The organism is Arthrobacter sp. Ha26, assembly GCF_059091705.1.
This window is the reverse complement of sequence record NZ_JBNHGX010000003.1, coordinates 254521-277615: the sequence shown is the minus strand read 5'-3', so window position 1 is coordinate 277615 and position 23095 is coordinate 254521. Positions and strand designations below refer to the sequence as shown.

The 23095-nt window shown below is 63.4% G+C and carries 23 protein-coding genes and 1 pseudogene; 17 read left to right on the top strand and 7 right to left on the bottom strand.

All coding sequences use genetic code 11. From position 1 onward, the window contains the following. Nucleotides 1–4: 4 nt before the first annotated feature. On the top strand, nt 5–787 hold the full coding sequence (locus AC5RVY_RS09785) for an MBL fold metallo-hydrolase (protein ID WP_493954511.1): 783 nt from the start codon (nt 5–7) through the stop codon (nt 785–787). Here the strand turns inward: AC5RVY_RS09785 and AC5RVY_RS09780 are convergent. After that, on the bottom strand, nt 784–1470 hold the full coding sequence (locus AC5RVY_RS09780) for a cyclodeaminase/cyclohydrolase family protein (RefSeq protein ID WP_493954510.1): 687 nt from the start codon (nt 1468–1470) through the stop codon (nt 784–786). The two genes, AC5RVY_RS09785 and AC5RVY_RS09780, sit on opposite strands and share 4 nt — an antisense overlap. A gap of 82 nt (nt 1471–1552) precedes the next feature. Then, the gene (locus AC5RVY_RS09775) at nt 1553–2185 is read right to left on the bottom strand and encodes a dihydrofolate reductase family protein (protein WP_493954509.1); all 633 of its coding nucleotides are present in this window, start codon (nt 2183–2185) and stop codon (nt 1553–1555) included. A 136-nt stretch (nt 2186–2321) separates the two neighbouring features. On the opposite strand from AC5RVY_RS09775, the gene AC5RVY_RS09770 reads away from it, so the two are divergent. Further along, the gene (locus AC5RVY_RS09770) at nt 2322–2723 is read left to right on the top strand and encodes a RidA family protein (protein ID WP_493954508.1); all 402 of its coding nucleotides are present in this window, start codon (nt 2322–2324) and stop codon (nt 2721–2723) included. An 18-nt stretch (nt 2724–2741) separates the two neighbouring features. Here the strand turns inward: AC5RVY_RS09770 and AC5RVY_RS09765 are convergent, their stop codons facing one another. Further along, entirely contained in the window at nt 2742–3020 is a 279-nt protein-coding gene (locus AC5RVY_RS09765) for a YciI family protein (protein WP_493954507.1), read from the bottom strand. Between the two features lie 129 nt (nt 3021–3149). On the opposite strand from AC5RVY_RS09765, the gene AC5RVY_RS09760 reads away from it, so the two are divergent. The 7 genes and pseudogenes from AC5RVY_RS09760 to AC5RVY_RS09730 all read left to right on the top strand — a co-directional run bounded on the left by AC5RVY_RS09760 (nt 3150) and on the right by AC5RVY_RS09730 (nt 9509). Next, the gene (locus AC5RVY_RS09760; RefSeq protein ID WP_493954506.1) at nt 3150–3746 is read left to right on the top strand and encodes a dihydrofolate reductase family protein; all 597 of its coding nucleotides are present in this window, start codon (nt 3150–3152) and stop codon (nt 3744–3746) included. Between the two features lie 168 nt (nt 3747–3914). After that, on the top strand, nt 3915–5156 hold the full coding sequence (locus tag AC5RVY_RS09755; RefSeq protein WP_493954704.1) for a cation:proton antiporter: 1242 nt from the start codon (nt 3915–3917) through the stop codon (nt 5154–5156). Nucleotides 5157–5393: 237 nt separating this feature from the next. Then, nucleotides 5394–5986, top strand: a pseudogene (locus AC5RVY_RS09750) (flotillin family protein); the annotation flags it as partial. A 30-nt stretch (nt 5987–6016) separates the two neighbouring features. After that, nucleotides 6017–6826 (top strand): flotillin domain-containing protein, encoded by an 810-nt coding sequence (locus AC5RVY_RS09745; RefSeq protein WP_493954703.1) that lies wholly within the window; start codon nt 6017–6019, stop codon nt 6824–6826. Nucleotides 6827–6880: 54 nt separating this feature from the next. Further along, entirely contained in the window at nt 6881–7078 is a 198-nt protein-coding gene (locus tag AC5RVY_RS09740) for an NfeD C-terminal domain-containing protein (RefSeq protein WP_493954505.1), read from the top strand. 470 nt (nt 7079–7548) lie between these two features. Further along, the gene (locus tag AC5RVY_RS09735) at nt 7549–8328 is read left to right on the top strand and encodes a hypothetical protein (protein ID WP_493954504.1); all 780 of its coding nucleotides are present in this window, start codon (nt 7549–7551) and stop codon (nt 8326–8328) included. 116 nt (nt 8329–8444) lie between these two features. Continuing rightward, a complete protein-coding gene (locus AC5RVY_RS09730) occupies nt 8445–9509 on the top strand; it encodes an LLM class flavin-dependent oxidoreductase (RefSeq protein WP_493954503.1) in 1065 nt (354 codons plus the stop codon). A gap of 281 nt (nt 9510–9790) precedes the next feature. Here the strand turns inward: AC5RVY_RS09730 and AC5RVY_RS09725 are convergent, their stop codons facing one another. Next, complete coding sequence (locus AC5RVY_RS09725) at nt 9791–9937, bottom strand: lmo0937 family membrane protein (protein ID WP_493954502.1); 147 nt, start codon at nt 9935–9937, stop codon at nt 9791–9793. A 486-nt stretch (nt 9938–10423) separates the two neighbouring features. Here AC5RVY_RS09725 and AC5RVY_RS09720 point away from each other — a divergent pair, with 486 nt between their 5' ends. Further along, nucleotides 10424–12583 (top strand): amylo-alpha-1,6-glucosidase, encoded by a 2160-nt coding sequence (locus tag AC5RVY_RS09720; RefSeq protein WP_493954501.1) that lies wholly within the window; start codon nt 10424–10426, stop codon nt 12581–12583. A gap of 176 nt (nt 12584–12759) precedes the next feature. Here AC5RVY_RS09720 and AC5RVY_RS09715 read toward each other — a convergent pair whose 3' ends face one another. Next, on the bottom strand, nt 12760–13692 hold the full coding sequence (locus AC5RVY_RS09715) for a helix-turn-helix transcriptional regulator (RefSeq protein ID WP_493954500.1): 933 nt from the start codon (nt 13690–13692) through the stop codon (nt 12760–12762). A gap of 18 nt (nt 13693–13710) precedes the next feature. Next, on the bottom strand, nt 13711–14514 hold the full coding sequence (locus tag AC5RVY_RS09710) for an SDR family NAD(P)-dependent oxidoreductase (RefSeq protein WP_493954499.1): 804 nt from the start codon (nt 14512–14514) through the stop codon (nt 13711–13713). 245 nt (nt 14515–14759) lie between these two features. Between AC5RVY_RS09710 and AC5RVY_RS09705 the strand changes: the two genes are divergently transcribed. Both AC5RVY_RS09705 and AC5RVY_RS09700 read left to right on the top strand, forming a co-directional pair. After that, the gene (locus tag AC5RVY_RS09705; protein ID WP_493954498.1) at nt 14760–15251 is read left to right on the top strand and encodes an HAD domain-containing protein; all 492 of its coding nucleotides are present in this window, start codon (nt 14760–14762) and stop codon (nt 15249–15251) included. 71 nt (nt 15252–15322) lie between these two features. Beyond that, the gene (locus AC5RVY_RS09700; RefSeq protein WP_493954497.1) at nt 15323–15904 is read left to right on the top strand and encodes an RBBP9/YdeN family alpha/beta hydrolase; all 582 of its coding nucleotides are present in this window, start codon (nt 15323–15325) and stop codon (nt 15902–15904) included. 769 nt (nt 15905–16673) lie between these two features. Here the strand turns inward: AC5RVY_RS09700 and AC5RVY_RS09695 are convergent. Further along, nucleotides 16674–17255, bottom strand: coding sequence for a lytic transglycosylase domain-containing protein (locus tag AC5RVY_RS09695; RefSeq protein WP_493954496.1), 582 nt, complete (start codon nt 17253–17255; stop codon nt 16674–16676). A 709-nt stretch (nt 17256–17964) separates the two neighbouring features. Here AC5RVY_RS09695 and AC5RVY_RS09690 point away from each other — a divergent pair. The 5 genes from AC5RVY_RS09690 (at nt 17965) to AC5RVY_RS09670 (ending at nt 23095) form a co-directional block, all read left to right on the top strand. Further along, nucleotides 17965–18345, top strand: a complete 381-nt coding sequence (locus tag AC5RVY_RS09690) for a hypothetical protein (protein WP_493954495.1) — start codon at nt 17965–17967, stop codon at nt 18343–18345. 367 nt (nt 18346–18712) lie between these two features. Further along, on the top strand, nt 18713–19759 hold the full coding sequence (locus AC5RVY_RS09685) for a LacI family DNA-binding transcriptional regulator (RefSeq protein WP_493954494.1): 1047 nt from the start codon (nt 18713–18715) through the stop codon (nt 19757–19759). 134 nt (nt 19760–19893) lie between these two features. Further along, nucleotides 19894–21168, top strand: a complete 1275-nt coding sequence (locus AC5RVY_RS09680; protein ID WP_493954493.1) for an ABC transporter substrate-binding protein — start codon at nt 19894–19896, stop codon at nt 21166–21168. A gap of 74 nt (nt 21169–21242) precedes the next feature. Beyond that, nucleotides 21243–22205 (top strand): carbohydrate ABC transporter permease, encoded by a 963-nt coding sequence (locus tag AC5RVY_RS09675; protein WP_493954492.1) that lies wholly within the window; start codon nt 21243–21245, stop codon nt 22203–22205. Then, entirely contained in the window at nt 22205–23095 is an 891-nt protein-coding gene (locus AC5RVY_RS09670) for a carbohydrate ABC transporter permease (protein ID WP_493954491.1), read from the top strand. Before AC5RVY_RS09675 ends, AC5RVY_RS09670 begins: the two co-directional genes overlap by 1 nt.

Here is a 23095-nt window from a genome sequence, read left to right as displayed (position 1 = left end):
AGCAGTGCAGACCGCAGCCACGAACTGGCACCCCGCATCCCATGTTTCCGAGCCAGTGCCGGGCGTCTTCCTGGTCCAGGGGCCAGCGTCCAACTGGGTGGTGGTCCGGGACCTGACGGGCTTTCTGCTCATCGACACCGGCTACCCGTCCGACCGCTCCCTTGTCATCGAGTCCATCCGCCACCTGGGACTGCAGCCCGCGGACGCCCGGGCTGTCCTCATCACGCACGGCCACGTGGACCACACCGGATCCGCAGCTTATTTCGCCACCACCTACGGAATTCCGGTTTTGTGCGCGCCGGAAGAACTGGCCCATGTCCAAGGCAAGGAAAAGCACCAGGTCACCTTCGGCCAAGTCATGGTCCGCGCCTGGCAGCCGCGCGTGCTCCGGTGGATGCTCCACGCCATAAAAGCCGGAGCCCTGACGGCAGAGCCGGCACCACAGGCCCGGGCATGGGATGCGGCGACGCTTCGAAACCTGCCGGGACGTCCCGAAGCAATCCTCGCGCCGGGACACACCCCCGGAAACGCCGCCATCCAATTCCCGGCATCGGGAACCGTAGCGGTCGGGGATTCCTTTGTTACCGGCCATCCGCTAAGCCGGAAGACCGGGCCGCAGATGCTCCACCACATGTACCACGCGGACCCTGCCGAGGCCCTGGAGTCAGTGCGGCACTTCGACGGGATCCCCGCGTCGGTAATACTTCCCGGCCATGGTCCCGCCCTGCACATGCCCCTGGCTGACGCCTTGGCAGCGCTCCGTGGCCAGGCCGGCCCCGTCCCTTAAGTCTCTGCCGCGCGCTCCTTCAAGGCATCGGTGTCAGTGGGCGCGGCACGGTGATCCACCCCTGCTGTCAGGTCATCGATCTTTTCGAGGGCTGAGTTGAGCTGCTGGACAGTCGCCCAGAGGGCCGGGTGGGCGTCCCGGATCTGGTCGAGGGATGCGCCTGCGGATCGGAGCGTTGCGAGGTCGAAACTGACGTTGGTGCGCGCGCCGGCCACCGCCGCCCGCAGGGCGCCGAATGCGACGACGACATCGGCGATGAGCGCTGGGTTCCCATGGGCGGCCAGCCAGCCGAGGTCGTCGATGGCCGCCATTGCGCGTTCGCCCAGCACGGCGGATGCCTTGGCCGCGTTTACCGACGCGCGGCGGATGGCGTCGTCGCGTTCCTGCCCTGGTTCCAGGCGGAAGGCCGCGCCAAACGCTTCAGAAGCGGCAGCATCGTCGTCGGCAAGGCTAAGGGCGGTCCTGCGCAGCGCGTGCGCGCGTCGGTGGATGGCCGCCAGTTCCTTCTCGTGATCTTCAGCGGGTTCGCTGTAACCGGCCACCATGGACGCGAGCGACGCTGCGATGGCAAGCATCACTCCGGTCCCGGCCCCTCCTCCCGGCGAACCCTTGGATTCCGCCAGCGCCTCTGTCCATGCTTCGACCGTCGTGTCCTGGGTTGTTACCGTCTCTGAATCAGCCATGCCACCCATTGTTCCAATCTCTTCGGCCGGGTTGGGGATTTGGGCGTGGTTGAACGAATGAACCAGGCTGCGGGCTTCCGGTTCAGGCGTGGCCGCTCGGCGGACCGTTGAGTACGGTGGGAACGTACTCAAGCATCTGGAGCCGGCCATCGAACGTCCGGCTGTTCACCATTTCCAGCGCGACGTCCGGGTAGCCGTCGTAAATCCGTTCGCGTCCCGTCCGGCCCGTGATCACAGGGAAGACCACCAGGCGGAACCTGTCCACGAGGCCGGCTGCCAGCAGGGACCGGCAGAGGCTCAGGCTGCCGAGCGTAGCCAAGGGTCCGGTTCGTGTCCGTTTCAACTCCGCGACCGCCTCCACCGCTTCCCCAGCCACGAGCTCCGAGTTTGGCCACGTCAACGGAGCCTGCAAGGTGGAGGAGAAAACGATTTTTGGTACGGCAGCGAGGCCGGAGAGGCTCGCCCCCTCATTTTCCGAGAAATCGGAGTCTTCGGCAGAAGCTTCCTGCGACATGCCGGACATCAGCCGGTAGGTGTTGGCACCCAGAAGGAAGGTGTAGTTCTTCTGCCCCTCCTCTTCGAGCCAGGCTAGGTATTCGGGACCTTCCAGCCCCCACCAGCCGGGCCAGCCCTCAGCGGAGGCGTACCCGTCCAGGGAAATGATCAGGTCCACCATCAGACTTGTTGCTGATGCTTCCCCGGTTGCCTCGCCCATGGCCGTCTCCTCGCTGAATCGGCGGATCCCTGAGCGGCAGCACTGTATGGAGGCCGCAGGTTCCGGTGCCGGCCATGCTATCCCCGGGGTGCCGCCGGGTCTACCCGTGCCGGGGCGCGCGTGAGAGCATACGGGGATGTCAGCCATACAGCGCCTCCGCCCTGAGGGGCTCGTCGTGAGTCCGGCCTTCAGCCATGTGGCCGTTGTCCCGCCGGGGGCCACCACCATCTACGTTGGCGGCCAGAACGCCGTGGACGGTGAAGGGGCGCTCGTGGGCGGGGGCGACGTCGCCCTGCAGTCCGCCCGCGCCTTTGCGAACGTCACAACCGCCCTCGCTGCCGCTGGCGCGACCGTCAGCGATGTGGTCCAGTGGACAGTGCTGTTCGTGCAGGGCGCCGACATCGCCGCAGGCTACGGTGCCATCGCCTCGGAGCTCGCCTCCGACGACCCGGCTTTGGTGACCGCGGCCCTTGTGGCCGGGCTGGGCGTGCCCGGGGCGCTTGTAGAGATCAGCGCCGTCGCCGCCCTGCTTCAATAACCAAGGACCAGAGGGAGCCTAATCGAAGTGCACGGGATCCCAGTCAAGGATGCGTGGAACGGCCAGCCCGTCCACAACGAACGGATCCCCGGCAACGAAGCGTTCGGCGTCCTCGCGCGAGGTGAAGAGCCCCATCGACGAACCCGCCGGATCGGGCGTCAGGAACGGGCCCAATGCCAGAAGCCCGCCGCCATTGGCCCGGAACGCTTCAAAATATGCCTTGTGCCGGGGGTACGTTTCCATAACCCGGGACCGGTCAACGCCCTCAGTGAGGCTGTATAGAACAAGGGATTCCATGCGGCCGATGCTACCTGCCGATGGGCAGAACACGCGCGAATCCGCGCCTTCCGGCCGGCGTCGAACGCTATTAGCATGGCCGGTATCCAGCCATGCCCGGAATAAACTGCCAACCGCACAAGGGAAGCCATGAACAGCGTCACCTGTGATCTCACCATTTCCCTGGACGGGTTCCTCGCCGGCCCCCACCAGACACCGGACAATCCCTTGGGCGAGGGCGGAGAGGACCTGCACCGGTGGCAGTTCGAGGAGCCTGAGGCCAATGCCGCCTGGCTTGAGGGGATCCTGTCCGCCGGCGCCTACATTATGGGCCGCAACATGTTCGCCGGCCCGGGGCCGGGCCCGTGGGACAAGGAGTGGCGGGGCTGGTGGGGCGAAAACCCGCCCTACCGCGCTCCTGTTTTTGTATTGACGCATCATCCACGGCCGCCGCTGGAGATGGAGGGTGGGACAACCTTCTATTTTGTGGACGACGGCATCGAATCAGCCCTGGCTAAGGCGCGGGAGGCTGCAGCGGGCAAGGACGTCGCCGTCGCCGGCGGCGCGGAAACTGCCCGTCAATATCTTTCGGCGGGGCTGATCGACGAGTTGCGGCTCCATATCTCGCCGCTTCTCCTCGGAGCGGGCGAGCGGCTCCTTGACGGCGTCGGGAACCTCCGGCTTGAGCCGACGGAAGTGTCCGGCACAACCCTGGTGACCCACATCCGCTACCGGCTGCAACGGTAAGCTGCGCGTCTTTCCTGCGCTCTTGACCCGCTTGGGGGCCAGGCGTATACCAAGAAGGTCAACGCGCCGGCCCTCGCTGGGACGCCGATTGAGCAGCACCGACCGCGTGAACGGAGCCGGTACCACCGATCAGTACCGGATGAAAGCGCAGCGCCAGGAGGGCCAATGATGCCGGATTTGTCCACTTCATTGGTCCTGATCGCGCTGCTGGCTGTGGCAGCGCCGTTGGCTGCCCGTTTCCTGGACCGGGTGCTCAAGGTGCCCATTGTGGTGTTCGAAATTGTCCTCGGCATCGTGCTGGGGCCCAGCCTGCTGGGATGGATACAATCCACCCAATTTACTGACACCCTGGCGGATTTCGGGCTTGCCATGCTCTTCTTTGTGGCTGGCAACGAGATCGATTTCGCCGCCATTCGGGGGCGGCCAGCCAACCGCGCCGCTGCAGGGTGGGTTATTTCACTGGCAGCAGGCATCGGTGCCGGTTTCCTCCTGTCACCGGGAGCCGAGTCGGCTGTGATCATCGGTGTCGCCCTGTGTTCGACGGCTCTGGGCACACTGCTGCCGATCCTTCGCGACGCCGGCGAGTCGAAATCACCGATGGGGATCGCGGTCACAGGGCTCGGTGCTGTTGGGGAGTTTGGTCCCCTGGTAGCGATCTCGCTGTTCTTCAGCGGACGCCAGTTGGGACCAGCTACCGCGGTACTCCTCGGGTTTGTACTGCTGACCGGCTTGGCAATTTATCTTGCCTCCCAAGCAAGGCACACGCTGCTGCATTCCCAGGTCACCAGGACATTGCATACCAGCGGCCAATTCGCCGTCCGGTCCATCATGTTCATTCTCAGCGTGCTCGTGGTCCTGAGCATGGTGCTGGGGCTGGACATGCTGCTGGGAGCATTCGCCGCAGGAGTCCTGTGGAAGGTTGCCATCGCACGGGCTCCCGAACAGGACCGGCACGTCATCGAGATGAAGATCGACGCCATCGCGTTCGGCTTCCTGGTGCCGGTCTTCTTTATTGATACCGGCATAGATTTCGAATTAAGCGCGGTCAGCAGCAGCCCGGCAACCCTCGCACTGGTCCCCCTTTTCCTGCTCCTCCTGCTCATCATCCGCGGACTGCCGTCACTCCTTGCTGCTCCCTCAGGATCCAGCCCCGGCGATAAGCTGGCCACCATCCTCATCGCGGCCACCGGCCTGCCGATTATTGTGGCGGTCACTGGTATAGGCCGGGATGAGGGGCTGATCTCAGCCGGGACGGCGTCGGCATTGGTGGGCGCAGGCATGCTCTCGGTGCTGCTGTTTCCGCTGCTGGCTCTTCGGGCGCATCAGCGCGCCGCCGTGACCCCGCGCGGCACGAGGGAGCCCCTCCGCCGTCCGGGCCGGGCCCGCGTCCCCGGGAAGGCAACAAAGTAGCGTCAGTGGCTCACAACCATGCCCGACGACGGGAGCCAGGTGCCGTCGTCGTCAGCCTTTTCCGTTGCCACGGGCAAATATCCCCAAACGCTGGACTCTCGGACCACGCCCCACCAGACTGTCTACAACAGCTGGCCAGCGTACCGAGGTGATGCGCCTTTGACCCTTCCGGGACGGGCAGCTGGATTTATTGGGGCTTTGCCGCGATGCCTGTTCCACCCGTGAAAGGACCTGGTCATGCCGGACTTCTCAGCATTCTTTCCGCTGATCGCCACCATCCTGGGGGTGCTTTTTGCCGTTGCCGTTATTTGGGTGGCCACAAAACTGATGTGGAAGGTCGCTGAGCCCAACGAAGCCCTCATCATCTCCGGGCTGACCCGTGGAACCCTGGAAACCCGGGCCGGGATGGATTTCAAGATCGTCACAGGGAAGGGCGCACTGGTCCTTCCCGGACTCCAGACGGTGCGGGCCCTGTCGCTCACCCTAAATGAAACCGAACTCAAAGTTTCCTGCGTTACGTCCCAGGGCATCCAAGTGATCGTGGACGGTGTGGTGATCTACAAGATCGGCGACGCCCCGCCTTTTATCGCCAATGCCGCGCGGCGCTTTCTGGGCAGCAGCCGAAAATGGAAAGCCAGGTGTACAACGTCTTTGAGGGCCACCTGCGCTCCATCATCGGCAGCATGACGGTAGAGGAGATCATCCGCGAGCGGGACAAGCTCGCATCGCAGGTCCGCAGCGCCAGTGGCGTGGAGATGGAGAAACTGGGGCTGGTGGTCGATTCCCTGCAAATCAAGGATCTGCAGGACCCCACGGGATACATCGAGAACATCGCGAAGCCGCATATTGCCCAGGTGAAGATGGAGGCACGCATCGCCGAAGCCACGCGGAACCGGGAAGCGGCGGAGAAGGAAGCGGAAGCCGCCGCCCTGATCGCAGACGCGCAAAGCCTTTCCGCCATCAGGCAGTCGGTGGCGCAGGCGAACGCCGAACGCGCCAAAGCCAACGCTGCCCAGGCCGGCCCGCTGGCCGACGCTACTGCTCGGCAACAGGTGGTGGTCCAGGAAACCGAAGTTGCCAAGCTCGAGGCGGACCGCGAAGAGCAGAAGCTCCAGACCATCATCAGGAAACCGGCGGACGCCAAGGCCTATGCCACACGTACCGAAGCGGAAGGCAAAAAGGCAGCTGACATCAGCGCCGCTGAGGCACTGGCACGCCGCACCGAGCTTGACGCCCAGGCCAACGCCCGCCGCACTGAACTGCTCGCCCAGGCAAACGCCACCGCGGCAGCCGCCACTGCGGGGGCCACCAAGGTCACCGGTGAAGCCGAAGCCGCGGCAACCAAAGCCAAAGGCGATGCAGCGGCGTCAGCCATCAAAGCCAAGGCGCTGGCCGAGGCGGAAGGTATCAAGGCGCGGGCTGAAGCCTTGGGGACCAACCAGGACGCCGTGATTTCGCAGCAGCTCGCGGAAAATATGCCTGCCATCATCGCCGCAGCGGCCGAGCCGTTCTCGCACGTGGGCCAGATGACCGTCCTGAACGGCGGCGACGGGGTCAACAAAATGCTCGGCGGGATCCTCGCACAGGCCGGCGATTACCTTCCCGCCCTCGCATCCGCGCTTAAGAACGGCAAGGGTGCCAAGCAGACGCCCACCGCTCCCGGCGCCTAGGGGCACCGGATGCACAGAGAGGTTGACCGCAGCCTGACGGGAAAGGTGGGGCGGGTGACCGGACGCATCGGGCCGGGCACTATCGGGGAAGTGATGCTGCCCTACCTCGGCGGCACCGTTGCCTTCCACGCCCACCCGTTCGATAAGACAAGCGGCTTCGCCGAGGGTGAGGAGGTGCTGGTGATCTATTTCGAACCGCCGCAAACGGTCTACGTGGATGAACTTCCGGACGTTTTGAGGCGTGGGGAATGAGGCGCGAATTTCTTCCTGCCCTCTTCAATTTAGAAGGTTTCCGCGTTGATGACGCACTCCAGCCTCCCCATTCATGATGTACCCGCCCTCTGGCGGTTGCACGAATTCAGGTTCAAGCTGGAAACGGCAAGGGAGTAATAGCCCGGGGTAATGATTACGATGATCGACACTGCACGCGGTGGAGCCAACGCAAGCGGGACGCGTGAATTAGTAACGGAACTGCTCGGTTTGTGGCTGTTGGTCGCCGTGTTCCTGGACGGCTGGGCGCACCTCAACCTGCCGGGCTTGGAGACCTTCTTTACGCCGTGGCATGGAGCCCTCTATTCCGGGATGGCAGTCACGGCTTTGTGGACTATGGCCGTGATCTGGAGGAACCGCGCCCCCGGGCGGCCCCTGTCAGAGGCGATTCCCTCCGGCTACCGCGGAACGGTGGCCGGCCTAGCGCTTTTGCCCTTGGCGGGGTCCTGGACTTGCTGTGGCACGAGACCCTGGGAATCGAAATTTCCCTCGACGCCCTGGTCAGTCCCACCCACCTGCTGCTGGGATTCAGCCTCTTCCTGATCCTGGGTACGGCAGTCAGGAGCGCCCGGTCCGCCAGCGGAACTGACAATCTTCAGTGGACGCCGGCCGCGCTTCTGGCTATCGTCCTGATGACCGGGTTGGGTTCATTTTTCCTTATCTACTGTTCGGCCTTCGTCCGGCTGGGACCGACTGCCGCCTTCACCCCGATGCCGGTCGGCAGTCCCGGCCGCATACAGTCGGAAATGCCGGTGATCATCACGCTGGCAAGCTACCTGTTGACGACGGCGTTGATCATCGTTCCCTTTCTGTTCACCCTCTCAGCGGCTGGGCGTCCTGCCAGCGGAGTGGTCACCATGCTGGTCGCGACTGTGGCCTGGCTGCCGGTCTGGATGGTGGGCTTACGGTCGACGACGGTCGCCGGAGCCATCGGCGCGACCGTGGCGGCAATCGTGGGCGACCTCCTGCTTGCCTGGCTCCCAGGAGTATGGGGCAAATGGCGACTTCCCGCACTCACGGCGGGGCTGGCGGCACTGGTTTGGACCGGGCAGTTGGTGGCTTTCGCGGTGGCGGACGCAATCCGCTGGCCCGTTTCGTTGTGGCTGGGGGCGCTGGTGCTGAGCTCTGCGACGGCGGCAGGCCTTGCCCTCCTGAGTACCTGGGGTCCTGCACACAGGTCTGGCACGCCAAGCGACGCACTGGATAACTCCCCCACGGCCCGGAATTCCTAGCGAAGTCCGCGCACTTGAACACGACACAAAGGGACACCTCCCGCCTTTGCCGCAAACATCGCCTGGTCCCGGCGAATAGTCTGAGGAGCAGCCGCACCGAATCCTGAAGGAAGCACATGCCCCACCCCACACGTCCCTTGCGCAAGCTCGGGTTCCTCACCATTGGCCTGTTCGATCCGGCGGATCCCGCGCCCGGCCACCAATCCACCCTGGAAATCATTGAAGTGGGAGAGCGGCTTGGGTTCGACAGCGCCTGGCTGCGCCACCGGCATCTGCAGTTCGGAATCTCCTCACCCATCGCCGTGATGGCCGCGGCCAGCCAACGCACCTCCCGCATCGAGCTTGGAACCGCTGTGACGCCGCTGGGCTGGGAAAATCCACTGCGACTGGCCGAGGACCTGGCTACCGTTGATCTGCTTGCCGGCGGACGAATCAATCCAGGGCTGAGCGTGGGCGAACCTCTGCACTACGACACCGTGAAGCACGAGCTGTACCCGGATTCCTCGGAACTGGAGGACTTTAGCTACGCCCGCGTGGACAGGTTTGCCCGCCTGATCGCAGGGGAACCGGTACGGCAGTTTTCCGGCAGGCAAGGCGTGGTCGAGGAATTCTCCAACCGCGTCGAACCGCACTCTCCCGGGTTGCGGGACCGCCTGTGGTACGGCGCAGGCAGCAGGAAATCGGCAACCTGGGCCGGGGAAAATGGCTTCAATCTGCTCTCCAGCAGTGTCATCTTCCCCGAAACCGACCAGGAACCTGACTTTGCCTCCGTTCAGCAATCGCAGATCCGGGCCTTCCGGGAAGCCGCAGCCATGTCAGCGCACGCGCACGCACCCGCCCGGGTCTCGCAGGGCCTCGTGGTTATCCCTACTGACTCCGCGTCGCAGGCTCAAAGGGAGAAATACCAGCGGTACGTGAACGAACGAACCCCGCGCACCCGCGCACCACAGGGACCAAAGGGCATGCTCTTCGCCCCGGACCTCATTGGCACCAGCGACGAAATCGCCGAGCAGCTGTACGCACATGCAGGATTCCAGGAAGTCGACGAAGTAGCGTTCGCTCTGCCCTTCAGCTTCGACCAACAAGACTACGTACAGATCCTTACCGACATCGCGGGCAAATTGGGTCCTGCACTTGGATGGACTCCGACTGGTCCTGGACGCCAGGACCGGTCGGAGTAGACGCCAACAGCCGGCTACGGCTCCCGCTACACGGTGTACGGGAGGCCATAGACCGGCGGCGTCACTGACGTCGACGATACGATCGGGCTGCTCCGAGGACATCCCCCGTTCCGCAGGCCACGACTCGCGCTGGTGCGAAGTCCGGCTGTGACGACCACTCGAGATCGTTATCCCTCCCGGAGGATGAGGACTCGTTCGCATGAGCCCCTGAATAGGAGGGATTGGGACCAAGAGAAAAGCCCGTGTCACTGACGCGGGCTTTCCGACGGAACGCGCAAGGGTCAGACCCGGGACCTGCCCTGGATGAAGTGGATGACCAGGACGATCACGGCCACCACCAACAGGATGTGGATGAGACCGCCGCCGATGTTGCCCAGCAGGCCGAGCAGCCAGAGAACGGCGATAATGATAGCTATCCAAAGCAACATGAGTATCTCCTCGTTCGTCTGCGGATGGTTATACAGACCCGCCCGCTCTTGGTATGGTGCGCTCAGCCTATGCCAAGAAATGGCTGGTCAACAGGGTTAAACGGGCCAGGATGTAAACGGCCAAGGCGACCGTTCACATGGGCACTCTCCAGGTCGGGGCGATGACCGCACTTGTGTCGGGGACCACATGCTTGCCCGCGGCGAAAACTGCACCGAGGTGCAGCTCTCGGAACAGCGCTCCTACTCCTGGACGCCTTCTTTCAGAGGCTGGGCCGTGGAGCCGTTGAAACTGGTGCAAGGCGGCCTCCCCCCAGTTTTCAACGGCTCCCCCTCGGAAGGTCCGCCATGGACTTCGCCCGGTGGGCCCCACCTTTTATTCGGGCGGGGACCGGCGTAGCGTCCTTTGCATCAGGGTGGCCGGAATCCGAGTGCTGATTCGGATGCCCGTTGCGCCCTCCAGGTTTTGGGTCGCTGAAGGAGCGGGAAATGGCTGGATGGAATGCTGATACCGCCGCCGGCCCTGTTGGGTCCGGCACCGTTACCTTGGTGGAGGGAACGTCCTTCTGCATTTCCTCGGCGAACGGGGATATCGATCCATCCCGCCCTCATGGAGTTTTTCATGAGGACACCCGGATTCTGTCACGCTGGAATCTGGCGGTGAATGGCCAGCCTCTGGAGCCGCTGACCGCTGAAACCAAGGAGCCTTACCGGGCGCTGTTTATTGGTCTCGTTCCCCGTTCTGACGGGTACGCAGACAGCCCGCTCATCGTGGAGCGACTGAGGGAGGTGGGGGCCGGGATCCGCGAGCAGATCATCATCCGGAACTACTCCTCCGAGGCAGCAGCGTGCATGGTTGATCTCACCATCGAATCGGATTTCGCCGACCTCTTCGAAGTGAAGGAGGCGCGCGTCCAGCGGCACTGGGAGGAAACCCGTCAGATCGACGCCGACTCGCTCACCATACGAGCCGCTTGGCACGACGTCCTGAAGGGTGTTGTGGTCAAGGGAAGTGGCTCCGAAGCCTCCGACGATGCCCTGAGGTATCGGACGGTAGTCCCGCCGCGCGGCGAGTGGAGCACGGTGTTGAAGGTTGTGCCCACCATCGAAGACGGCGCGGTCCCGGTGGAATCCTTTGCCCACCCGATGGAAGGTGAGCCATCCCGCAGTGATCGCCGTCGTCAGGAATGGGTAGCCAAAATTCCCAAACTACACATGGGAAACCGCTCCATTGAACGCACTCTGCGACGCAGCTATGACGATCTGGGCGCGCTCCGGATTGAGGACCCTGCCCATCCTGAGCGCGTGGTAGTGGCCGCGGGTGCGCCCTGGTTCATGACGCTCTTTGGCCGTGATTCGCTTTGGGCTTCAGAGATGTCCCTCCCTGTAGATCCCTCCCTTGCCCTTGGCACCTTGCAGACGCTGGCAGACCGCCAGGGCGCGGTGGTTGACCCCATGAGCGAGGAGGAGCCGGGCAAGATTCTGCATGAGGTAAGACTCGGCGTTTCCAGCGGCCTGGCGCTGGGCGGCAAATCCGTCTATTACGGCAGCGTTGATGCCACGCCGCAGTTCGTGATGGCGCTTGGCTCAGTTAGTCGCTGGGGTTTTGCCAAGGACACTATCGCCGCGCTGTTGCCCCACGCAGACCGCGCCCTGGACTGGATCCGGGAATACGGGGACAAGGACGGCGACGGTTTTGTCGAGTACGAGCGCCTTAATGACCAGGGCCTCCTCAACCAAGGGTGGAAGGACTCCTGGGACGGCATCAACTTCGCTGACGGAACCTTGGCCGAGCCCCCAATCGCGCTCTGCGAAGTCCAGGCCTTGGTCTACAGCGCCTTACTGTCCCGGGCCTGGATGGCATACGACGCCGGGGACGCGCCTTTGGCCGCGCAGCTCACCGACGAGGCGGCCCAGTTGAAAAAACGCTTCAACGAACAGTTCTGGCTGCCTGACCGTGGCTACTACGCGGTGGCATTGGACGCCAAGAAACGGCCCGTCGACGCCTGCGCTTCCAATATGGGGCAGTGCCTGTGGCACGGCATTGTCGAAGACGATAAAGCACCGCTGGTAGCGGAACGCCTGATGTCGCCGGAAATGTTCAGCGGCTGGGGCGTCCGGACCCTGGCCACCGACATGGGCGCCTACAACCCCGCCAGCTACCACAATGGATCGGTCTGGCCCCACGACAACGCCATAATCGCTGCAGGTCTGTTGCGCTATGGCTTCGTGGAGGAGGCACAGCAGATCGCCACCGCCCTGCTGGAAGCGGCCGACTTCACCGACGGCCGGCTGCCCGAGCTGTTCTGCGGCTTCAGCCGGGACGAAGTCGCCCAGCCCGTGCCTTATCCGACGGCCTGCTCCCCGCAGGCGTGGGCCGCGACCACACCCATAATGCTGGTTACCAGCCTGATGCGGTACGACGCGCATGTCTCCCGGGGTGGCTTTTGGTTGGACCCTGTGCTGCCCCAGTCCTACGGTGACCTGCACATTACCAACGCACCCTTGGCCGGAGACCGCATCACCATCAACATCACTGGCTCGGAACCGTCCGTGCAGGGATTGCCTGAAGGCATAGAGTTCCACCGTGAACACCGGCCATGGCTGACAGAACTCATGGAACAATCCGGGCTGGGCCGCAAGCACTAGCGCCGTCCGCCTGGCTCCCCGGAAGAGGCTGGGTCATGTCGCTTGCTGGCTAACGGGCCATGAACAGGTGCCTTGGCCAACCCCGACGGCACCCGACAGGACCGGAACGAAGGTGCCGCGCCCGAGGCTCGGGATCTCGGCGCCGTTCGCCGGGGTGGTGGTCTCGTTCAGGATCGTTAGGGGTTTTCTCTTTCCCTTCCCGCCGGGCTGCGGTCTGCTTGTGTCCTGCGCCCGTTCCCGGCTTCGATCTGTAGCTCTTTCTCCTCGCTGTGTGACGGGGTGGCCCAGCTGGCGAGCAACTGCAAGGCCTCGGCGCTGGGCGAGCCCGGCTCGACAGTGAAGACGAGCATGACCAGGCCCGGATCCGCGGAGAGCTCGAACGATTCGTAGCCGAACTCGAGGTCGCCGACGTCGGCGTGCGTCAGCAGCTTCGCTCCGGAGCGGTGGCGGAGCACGTCGTGGGAGGCCCACAGCGCGCTGAACTCCTTACTCTGGGTCGAGAGGGTGCCCACGATCTCAATGAGTTCCCGGTCGTAAGGGTCCTGCGCTGATGCTGCGCGGAGCAGGGCGACGACGTCGTGCTTGGCGATGTCGAAGTCCCGGTGAAACCGCGGAGCCTCCGGGTCCAGGAACAGCCACCTTGCGTAGTTGTACTGGTCGCCTGACCCGTCAAGCGGCAACGAGTGCAGCGCCCGTCCGATCCGGTTGAACGCGAGGCGGTCCAGGCGGGCGTTCTGCACCAGCGCCGGCATGTCGATGGTGTCGAGCACCTTCTGGATGCCGGGCCGCACCCTCGTGCGGTTCGATGTCTTCTTAGGGGGCCGGCGCTGGGTGATCCGTACGAGGTCGAACAGGTGGCGGCGCTCGTCGTCGTCGAGCTGCAGGGCCCGCGCGACGGCTTCGAGGACGTCCCGGGAGGCTCCTGAGATCTTGCCGCGCTCGAGCCGGGCGTAGTAGTCCGCGCTGACCCCGGCAAGGTGCGCCACCTCTTCGCGGCGCAGGCCGGAGACCCGGCGCGCTCCGCCGTAGAGGGGTACGCCTGCCTCCTCCGGCGAAAGCCTGGCCCGCCGGGAAGTGAGGAAGCTGCTGATCTCGGACCTGGAATCCATCTTCACCTCGACTTGGGCTTAGTGGGTGGTGAAGCCGCCGTCGACGGGCAGTGCAACGCCGACGACGAAACTGGACGCCGGGCTGCACAGCCACAGGACCGCGGCGGCGATTTCGTCGGCCGTGCCGAGGCGGCCAATTGGCTGCTCCTGCATGATGGAAGCCATCGCCTCGGCCTGGCCTTCAAGCATGCCGGTGACCATCGGGGTCTCGACGACACCCGGGCAAATGGCGTTGATCCGGATGCCCCGGGGCGCGTACTCGACGGCGGCGCTTTTGGTCAGGCCGATCACGCCGTGCTTGGAGGCGTGGTACGCGGCGCGCTCCGGCAGACCGACAAGACCGCCGAGGGAGGAATTATTGACTATCGCACCGAAGCCCTGGGCCCGCATGTGGCGCAGTTCGTGCTTCTGTGCGGCCCACACGCCCCGCAGATTCACAGCGTTGACCCGGTCGAAGTTCTCAGCGGTCTCTTCGGCGGCATCCGACGGCGGCACCTGGATGCCGGCGTTGTTAAAGGCCATGTCCAGCCGGCCGAAGGTCTCCACCGCCTTGTCGACCGCGGCGGCCACCTGCGCTTCGTCGGTGACGTCGCAGGCGATGCCAATCGCCTTGTACCCGGCGTCCTCGAGGGACTGGGCTGCCTGCCCGACGGCGTCGGCGCTGAGGTCAAGGAGCGCCACGGCGGCACCGTTCCCGGCGAAGCCGCGGGCCGCGGCCAGTCCCATGCCGGAGGCCGCGCCGGTGACCAGCGCGACCTGCCCGGTGAAGTCGTACGTCGGATTGGTCATCAAGGTGATACCCGTCTCTCGCGTTCTTGTCATCGTGGAATCCCCGCCCGTTTTCACCGGCAGGGCCTTTGCACTTTCAACGCTATGCCGGGCGCCCGGGTTGAAACAGGACCTGTTGGACCACGGTTCGCCCGACCCCCTAGGCATGCCGCTACGGAGCTCCGCGCCCGTTCCGGCTTCACCACCGGCCGGCGCCGCTCCATGTAGGGCGCGCGCCTCCTGCGTGGCATGGCCTTGGACGCTACCCATAGCCGTGGAAACGGACTAGGGTCTCGGTCATGAAACCGCTCATCCTTCTCGACGTTAACGGCGTGCTGAACCCGAAGCTTGAGCGGGACGCCGATGCCCAAAATCCTCAGCTCTCCGATTTGAAGATTGCCTTGGTGCGCCGGCTCGCCACCAAAGGGAGGATCGCTTGGGTGTCCACATCGCCTGACGATTTTATGGACCACCTCGAAGCGCAACTGCAGCTTGAGGTGAGTCCTCTTCGCGTGGCGATAGCGCCGGAGCCTGGGGATGACGACCAACAGACGCCAAAGCTGGGGTCGGTCGCCCGCTGGTTGACCAAGATGGAAGCCGAGGGTGATGGAAACTGGGACGCCGTTGTGTGGATCGACGACGAGCTAGGGCCTGATGTGCACGACTGGGCCCACCAATACGTCCACCCCGTCCTGCTGGAGAAGCCGGACCCCGAGGAGGGGCTGACAGACGCTCACGTCGTGGCCGTTCAGGTCTTCATCAACGGCGAGGACCGGGACCCCGCCACCTGACCACAGACCCCGGATGCGTGGGACAGGCCGGCTGGGGATCGTTCGCTGGGAGCGCTGGTAGGGTGTGCCTGATGGACGACGATTCGATCACCGCCCGCCCCGTCCAGCGTGTCGTCGTCGTCCATGGGTACGAGTCCGCACCGGACGCGAACTGGTTCCCCTGGCTTCAGGGTGAACTTCAGGCCGAAGGCATAGACGTCACGGTTGTTCCCCTCCCGGACCCTGACAATCCTAAGGCGACAGCCTGGGAGAACGCCGTGAAAGCGGCGCTTGGAGTACCGGATGCGAGAACGGTGCTGGTGGCGCATTCTCTCGGTGCGATCACCGCACTACGGGTCCTGGCAGCCCTCCCGGAGCCTTGGCAACTTGGTGGTCTTGTCCTGGTGGCCGGTTTCATTGAACCGCTGGATGCCTTGCCGGAACTGGATCAATACCTCGCAACAGGTGTGGGCGTTGAACGGCTGGCAGGGAGTATCCGGAAGCGAACGGTAATCCGCTCCGAAACGGATCCCTTTGTTCCGCCCGCAGCCTCGGATGACCTCGCCAGGCGCCTCCAGGCCCGACTGCAGGTCCATCCGGAAGCCGGACACTTCATGGCAGAAGATGGGGTGACGAGGTTTCCGGGGGTGCTTGACCTGATCCTGTCCCGATAGCGCATTCTGCGGCATTTAGAAGCCGCGATCCCCAAAGTATGGAAGCGAGGAATCCCGCAGATTAAGAATCCAGCGGAAAGCCGTAGCCGTTACATTCCGGGCAATAGGTATACCGGGGAGGACTGGCGCGGTCCCTGAAGCGGCGGGGGCGCGCGATTAGTACCAGTACCGTCTTCCGGCAAGAGGGCGTCCGATTGCACCGAGCACGAAAAGCACGAGGCCGATAACAGCCAGAATCCACCCAATAGTTATCAGGATTCCAATGTTTAAAATATAGCCAAGGATTAGTAGAACAACTCCGAGTGAAAGCACTTTAGTCCTTACCTTTCCATATTCGGACCAACCCGTTGCAAGACGTTTCCAGGCGCTCGTCCCATTCGTACCACAAGGAGTTGCCGAGTGGAACAGGAACCTTGTACAGATGTCCGTCCCAGCACCGTCCTTATTCAGCGCGGCATACACGCACCGCCAGCTTCACCTTCACCTCTCGTCCCCGTCCGAGACATCCTGATCGGAATGGCGGTTGTTTTGCTATGCGTTCCGCGGTTCGCCCATTCCCGACGTCCGCTCTGACGGAACCTTCAGCGCGAGGATCTGATCGCCGAGGTGGGCCCAGCCCCTGCGGGGAATGAGGGAGTATCGCGGGACTCTGGCCAGACGCTAATTGCGGACTGCTCAACTCCTGCCGCGAGCATTATTCTCTGAGGCCGGCTGCGAGCTGCGAACAGATCCCTCGTCTACTTCAGGGCGAAAGGACCAAAAGCCAGGATCAACCAGCGGTGCCTGTCTGCGCGGCGTATTCACTGGACCGGTCATGCACTTGTCGCATGTAGGCGTCGGACTGGTTGTAGGCGTAGATCGCGTCGGTCCACCCCTCCGCTGTTGTGAGGTCTCGGCCGTGGGCGCACAGATAGGTCGCCGCGCCGAGGGCGGCATCGTCAATATTGAACGGATCCGCCGTTCCATCCCCGTTCCCGTCCCGCCCTGCCAGCTGCCATGTGGAAGGTATGAACTGCATCGGTCCCACAGCACGGTCCCAACGGGTATCCCCGTCCAGCACACCGCCGTCAGTATCGGCAATAGCGGCGAACCCTGCACCGTTCAGGACCGGGCCCACCACCGGGCGGCTCACCTGCCCCGCGCCGGTCAGGCTGCCGCCGCCGTAAGTCCCGTGTGCTGTTTCGACCGACCCGATGGCCGCGACAGTGTTCCAACCGATCCCGCACCTCGGGGAAGCAGAATTCACCGTAACAGCCGCGGCAACATACGCCCGCAGCGCGCGTTCAGGGATTCCGGTCTGCCCTGCAGCCCGGATGACCCAAGCAGCGTCCGGGATTCTGGTGACGTTCACGGCGGTGGTTATGCCAGAGGACAACGCTTCGAGCTCGGTCGCCGCCCGTGGCGGCGGCGCAAAGGCGCGACGGGCATCGATGCCGGGTTGCCCAAGCGCCCAGAACAAGAAAGCGATGGAGACGCAAACAGCAAACAGGACAAGGACCACGAGGCGTCTGAGACCGAGCACCGACTAATCAAACCATCCAAACCCCCCGACCGTTGACCCCAGGTTTCGCCGGCAACCTCGTCCACTCCAACGCGGCGACTCCCGGCACGGACTCCCTCTGACCTGACAGCTCATCCCACAGAAGTCATGCCGCCTTAGCTACGCACTCCGATGAACCAGTAAAAGCTAAACCGCTGCTTGTCATTCTGATATGCCCCATGGTCGCTGGGCGGGTCCTACGCGCAACCAGGGCGCTACCGCGCCGACCCGGAGACGCCATCGGATGTCCTCAGCTTCATCGGGCACACTTTCGGCTTCTGGCCCCAGGAAAGCCTCGTCTGCATCACCTTGAACGACACAACAGCATCGGTGCAACGCTCCGCATCGATCTGCCCCGCCAACCAGGCCAGGAACTCAACTATGCCCGCACCGTCGCCTCCACGCAGACAAGCGCCATCAACGCCGAATTTATCCGCGCAGCACCATCCAGCCCACCAACCGCGTCACCCTCCCAAGTGACAGCCAGGCAGCAGCCAAAGCACCCGCCGTCGAACATCACATGGACGTCATCAGGTCCCAATGGCCCGATACCGCGCTGCAGGAAGGCCGGAACCTCTGGGCAGAGATGCTTGATTCCAGAACGTTCCCGAGCGCTGACCACTGCTACGCCCTGGTCGCCAACCTGCAGTTCCCCACCATCCGGGACCGGCTCATCGCAGACATCCCAGGCGTGGACGAACCCATGCAACACCTCCTGTTCGCCCAAACCGCAACGGCCCCCAAATGGTCACGCATCGAATGGGCACAACAACTCCTCCTCCACGCCTACACCCGCACCAGCCCACGACACGCAGCACCAGCCCTCACAGCCATCGGCTACATCAACTGGGGAAGGCAGAGGAAGCGCCTGGTGGAACATGAACAAGAACACCGCCTATAAAGCACTACCCTTCGGCTAGCCTCCCGGAAGGGCAGCGATTCAAGCCCCTCGCCCGCTGGCAGCTTCGTATGAATGGAGGACAGCTTGGCAGAACGCCGGATATCGGCGTTTGGAATCGGCTGAGGGAGAGGCCTTGAGAGTGGCTCGATCAAGGGTCAACCACCCGCCAGCCGCGTCACCAACCTCCGTGGGTAATATCCAGGCCCTTGAAGAATTCGAACCGGCCGTCCCAGGCGACATTGCGGCCGTGCTATGGAGCGCGATCATAGCTGACTTCCCTCCACGTTGTACTGCGTTACTTCCCACGTTGTACTCTGGGATCGGGGCCCGCTGGCCCTGTTTATCGTGCGGGGGAAAGAGAGCGGCCATGTCAGTCACCATTCGTGATGTCGCAAGGGTTAGCGGCTTTTCGATCAAGACGGTCTCCAATGTCATCAACGGACACCCGCAGCTCCGCCCTGAAACCCGGCAGCGCGTTCAGGACGCGATCGACCAGCTGGGGTACCGCCCGAACCTTTCCGCCCGGAATCTCCGCTCAGGCCGGTCAGGGGTTATAGGCCTGATCATTCCCGACCTCACCACAGCGTATTTCGCCGAGCTGGCCGATGCGGTCATGCGGGCTGCTGCCGCGAAGGGCCTGGCCGTGCTGATTGAACCGATCGGAAGCGGCAGGGAGAACGAACTGGCTGCGCTGCGCGGTCAGCACCGCCACATGGTGGACGGCGTCATCTACAGCTCCCTCACTCTTGGCACTGGCGATGCCGAACTGCTGAAGAGCGTGGACACCCCCTTGGTGGTGCTCGGAGACACATCCTTCAACGGCCAGGTGGACCGGATCACCATGGCCAATGTGGCTGGTGCCCGCGCAGCCACTGAACATCTTCTGAATTCCGGGCGCCGCAGGATCGTGGCCTTGGGCGCGCACGAGGGAGATATCGTGGCCGCCGCGGAACTTCGGCTCGCGGGATATCGGGAAGCCCTGGATAGGGCCGGTGTGGAGTTCGACCCGGGACTCGTGTGTTACGCAGACTCCTGGCACCGGCGTGGGGGTGCCGCCGTGATGCGGAAGCTTCTGGAGGACCAGTTGTCATTCGACGCGGTCTTCGCCTTCAATGACACGTTGGCCCTTGGCGCGATGCGCGTCCTGCAGCAGGCCGGTGTCCACGTCCCGCAGGACGTCGCCATCGTAGGGTTTGATGACCTGGACGAGACGCGGTATTCGCTGCCGGCGCTGTCAACAATCAATCCGCATCGGGACGAGATTGCGAAGGCCGCTGTGGACACTTTGCTGAGGCGTATGGAAGGCGGCAGCGAGCTGGAAGCGCATGAAATCGAGACGGGCTTTTCCTTGGAAATACGGGATTCTTCTGGCGCTGCCCGAGTGAGTGCTCCTCAGGCGAACAGCGCCGCCTAAAAAATATTTCACCGTGGTATTGACCGCCGGGCGACCGGGCATCATGCTTGATACAACGTTTACGTACAACGTTTACCTAAACGAAGTAAGCAGGTTCAGGGACGCGGACGTCCCACTTCACTGAAAGGGCTGACATGAAAAAGTCGCTCACCATTCTTGCGGCGGTTGCGGCCGCATCGCTGTCCCTGACCGCCTGCTCCGGTGCAGGAGCGGGCGCAGACAAGGAAAGCAAGGGCGCTAAAACGGAACTGACGTTCTGGCACGGCTACACAGAGGCCGACGGCAAGGTCCTGAACAAAATCGTGGATGATTTTAACGCATCCCAGACCCAGGTCAGCATCAAGGTCCAGGTCAATCCTTGGTCAGTCATCGACGACACGTTGCTCCCCGCATTGTCCTCGGGAAAGGGCCCCAATATCGTGGCCATGCCTGCTGAGCGCCTGCCGGTCTACGCGGACAAGGGCGCCTTCGCCGAACTCGATGATTTTTACAAGGATGCCAACAGCAACCTGGGCAGCCTCGCCCCCGCGGCCGTTGAGATGGAGACGGTTAACGGGCACAAGTACGGCATTCCCTCCGGCTTTGTGCCGCTGGCCATGTTCTATAACAAGGCGCTGTTCGCCCAGGCAGGGATCACGTCGCCCCCCGCTACCTGGGATGAGTGGATAGCCACGGCCAAGAAGTTGACCATCGATGCCAACAATGACGGCACGCCCGAACAGTTCGGACTGGGACTGCCGGACCACGCTACGGTAGCCAACGGCGTCTGGCCCTCGCTCCTGTACGGCAACGGCGGCGACATCGTCAAGGACGGCAAAGTTGTCGTGGACTCCCCGGAGAACGCCAAGACCCTGCAAACCTGGGTGGACGCTGTCCGCAACGACAAGATCTCACCCACCGGCCTGGACGGCATAGCCGGCGACAAGCTCTTCAGCAGCGGCAAGGCAGCAATGTACCTGGGTGGTCCGTGGATGTCTTCCATCGCCCAGGAAAACAAGATTGACTACGGCATCGCCGCTGTTCCCGCCGGCCCGAAGGCCCAGGCGGCCTCCGCGATCGGGATCTCCATGGCAGTAACCCAGCAGAAGGATGACTCAAAGGCAGCCGCCGCCGAGAAGTTCTTTTCCTACTTCATGCAGAAAGAGCAGGCAACGGCCTGGTCCCTCGGATCCGGGTGGCCGCCGCTTCGAACGGACATTCCGGCCAGCGCCGTTGCGTCCAACCCAGTGGTCGAGGCCTTGACCAAGCAGGCCGAATTCGGCCGCCCGCTCCTGCCGGGCGTCATCAACAGCTCCGATGTGCTGACGGCGGTGGACAAGCTCACCCAGCGAGCGGTTGCCGGTGAGAACGTCAAGTCCCTGCTGAGCGAAACGCAGGCGTCAGTCCAGAAAGTCCTCGACAGCAAGTAACCGGTCCAGCGAACCGATGTCGCCCAGCCTACGGGCGCGGCACCACGGTGCCGCGCCCCAGCGGAAAGACTCCCATGAGCACCATAATGAACAAAAAGATCCCCCAGCCAGCGAAGTACCGTGCTCCGGCGCCTCTCGGCGGGCGTCGCAACCCGGCGATCGGCCAACTCCGCAAGAATGTGCAGGCCCTGGCGTTCCTCGTACCGGCCCTCCTGGTCCTGGGTGCATTCACTGCCTGGCCAATGGTCTCGGCCCTGCGGCTGTCCTTCACCGATGCCAGCGGCTTCGGCGAAGAAAAATGGATCGGCTTTGAAAACTATGCCCGGATCTTCACCGATCCAGTGATACTCAACGCGCTGGGCAACACTGCGCTGTACGCCGTCATCTTCACGCCCACCGCCGTGGCACTGGCCCTTGGCCTGGCACTGCTCCTGAACGATCCCCGCCTGCCGTTCCGGGGATTCTTCCGGACCGCCCTGTTCCTGCCATTCATCGTGAGCCTGGCTGTGGCAGCCATCGCATGGGCCTACCTGATCGATCCACAGGTTGGATTGTTGAATTACTGGCTGGGTTCAGCCGGCATCCGGATCGGCAATGTCCTCCAGGATCCGGTTCTGGCAATGCCGGCAGTGGCCTTCGTCGCGGTCTGGAAGAGCTTCGGCTTCTATATGGTGATTTTCCTTGCCGGGCTTCAGGAGATCCCCGGATCCCTCTATGAAGCGGCACGTATGGACGGAGCGGGCCCCTGGACCAGATTCCGGCACGTGACCATGCCCATGCTGTCCAACACCACGGCGTTCGTCCTGATCTTCGCCCTGATCGCCGCACTCCAGGCCTTCGACCAGATCTATGTCATGACCGGCGGCGGCCCCTACGGGCACACCGAGACCGTCGTGATGCAGATCTACTCTGCGGGATTCCGCAAACTCGACGTCGGCTTCGCGTCCGCGCTGTCCTACGTATTGCTCGCTGCCACGCTGCTCCTCAGCGTAATCCAGTTCGTTTTCTTTGGGAAACGGGAACGGGAAGGTGACTGATGTCTACAACTCTCCATCCACAGATTCTCCGGGCTGATGCCGGGGCACGGACTGCCGCGCGTTCCCGCCGGCGGTCAGCCATGGGCAGGATTCTGGTGGTGGCACTGCTGGGCCTGGCCAGTGCAGTGATCCTGCTCCCCGTCGCCATTATTGCTTTTACCGCGTTCAAACCAGCCGCAGAGGTAAATGCCTTCCCGCCAACGCTGGTACCCGGGGAGTGGACGTTGGACAACTTTGCCCGGATCTTCCAGGAGCTGCCATTCCTCCGGCTGATCGCCAACAGCTTTATCTTCGCCGGCGGCGTAACCCTGTTTGCCCTCCTGTTTGATTCCCTGGCCGCGTATGCCCTCGCCAGGATCGACTTCACCGGTAAGCGGATCCTGCTGATCACGATCATTGCCAGCCTTATGATCCCGTTCCAGGCCACCCTCGTGCCCGTCTATCAACTGGCAAGCGACCTTGGGTGGGTGAACACCTTCGCAGCGTTGGTCATCCCCCGGGCCGCGGATGCATTCGGGATCTTCTTCCTCCGGCAGTTCTTCCTGTCCCTTCCCCGGGACCTGGACAACGCAGCCCGTATCGACGGCGCTTCAGAATGGCGCGTTTACGGCAACATCGTCCTGCCCAACGCCATGCCGGCCATCCTGACACTCGGCGTGTTCGTGTTCGTCAACAATTGGAACGATCTTCTCTGGCCGCTGATTTTTACGACGGACAAGGAAATGGGAACCCTCACCTCAGGTTTGACCCTCCTGACCGGCCCCGGCGGGATCGTGCCATACGGCGTGATGATGGCGGGCGCCCTGGTTGCCGTCCTGCCCCTCATGGCCGTCTTTATGTTTGTCCAACGCCGCTTCATTGAAAGCGTCGCCACCACCGGATTGAAGTGA

Coding starts and splice junctions, on each gene's coding strand:
- AC5RVY_RS09780 (WP_493954510.1), bottom strand. CDS start 1,470: ATGGCTGATTCAGAGACGGTAACAACCCAGGACACGACGGTCGAAGCA.
- AC5RVY_RS09775 (WP_493954509.1), bottom strand. CDS start 2,185: ATGGGCGAGGCAACCGGGGAAGCATCAGCAACAAGTCTGATGGTGGAC.
- AC5RVY_RS09770 (WP_493954508.1), top strand. CDS start 2,322: ATGTCAGCCATACAGCGCCTCCGCCCTGAGGGGCTCGTCGTGAGTCCG.
- AC5RVY_RS09765 (WP_493954507.1), bottom strand. CDS start 3,020: ATGGAATCCCTTGTTCTATACAGCCTCACTGAGGGCGTTGACCGGTCC.
- AC5RVY_RS09760 (WP_493954506.1), top strand. CDS start 3,150: ATGAACAGCGTCACCTGTGATCTCACCATTTCCCTGGACGGGTTCCTC.
- AC5RVY_RS09755 (WP_493954704.1), top strand. CDS start 3,915: ATGCCGGATTTGTCCACTTCATTGGTCCTGATCGCGCTGCTGGCTGTG.
- AC5RVY_RS09745 (WP_493954703.1), top strand. CDS start 6,017: ATGGAGGCACGCATCGCCGAAGCCACGCGGAACCGGGAAGCGGCGGAG.
- AC5RVY_RS09730 (WP_493954503.1), top strand. CDS start 8,445: ATGCCCCACCCCACACGTCCCTTGCGCAAGCTCGGGTTCCTCACCATT.
- AC5RVY_RS09725 (WP_493954502.1), bottom strand. CDS start 9,937: ATGTTGCTTTGGATAGCTATCATTATCGCCGTTCTCTGGCTGCTCGGC.
- AC5RVY_RS09720 (WP_493954501.1), top strand. CDS start 10,424: ATGGCTGGATGGAATGCTGATACCGCCGCCGGCCCTGTTGGGTCCGGC.
- AC5RVY_RS09715 (WP_493954500.1), bottom strand. CDS start 13,692: ATGGATTCCAGGTCCGAGATCAGCAGCTTCCTCACTTCCCGGCGGGCC.
- AC5RVY_RS09710 (WP_493954499.1), bottom strand. CDS start 14,514: ATGACAAGAACGCGAGAGACGGGTATCACCTTGATGACCAATCCGACG.
- AC5RVY_RS09705 (WP_493954498.1), top strand. CDS start 14,760: ATGAAACCGCTCATCCTTCTCGACGTTAACGGCGTGCTGAACCCGAAG.
- AC5RVY_RS09700 (WP_493954497.1), top strand. CDS start 15,323: ATGGACGACGATTCGATCACCGCCCGCCCCGTCCAGCGTGTCGTCGTC.
- AC5RVY_RS09690 (WP_493954495.1), top strand. CDS start 17,965: ATGGACGTCATCAGGTCCCAATGGCCCGATACCGCGCTGCAGGAAGGC.
- AC5RVY_RS09685 (WP_493954494.1), top strand. CDS start 18,713: ATGTCAGTCACCATTCGTGATGTCGCAAGGGTTAGCGGCTTTTCGATC.
- AC5RVY_RS09680 (WP_493954493.1), top strand. CDS start 19,894: ATGAAAAAGTCGCTCACCATTCTTGCGGCGGTTGCGGCCGCATCGCTG.
- AC5RVY_RS09675 (WP_493954492.1), top strand. CDS start 21,243: ATGAGCACCATAATGAACAAAAAGATCCCCCAGCCAGCGAAGTACCGT.
- AC5RVY_RS09670 (WP_493954491.1), top strand. CDS start 22,205: ATGTCTACAACTCTCCATCCACAGATTCTCCGGGCTGATGCCGGGGCA.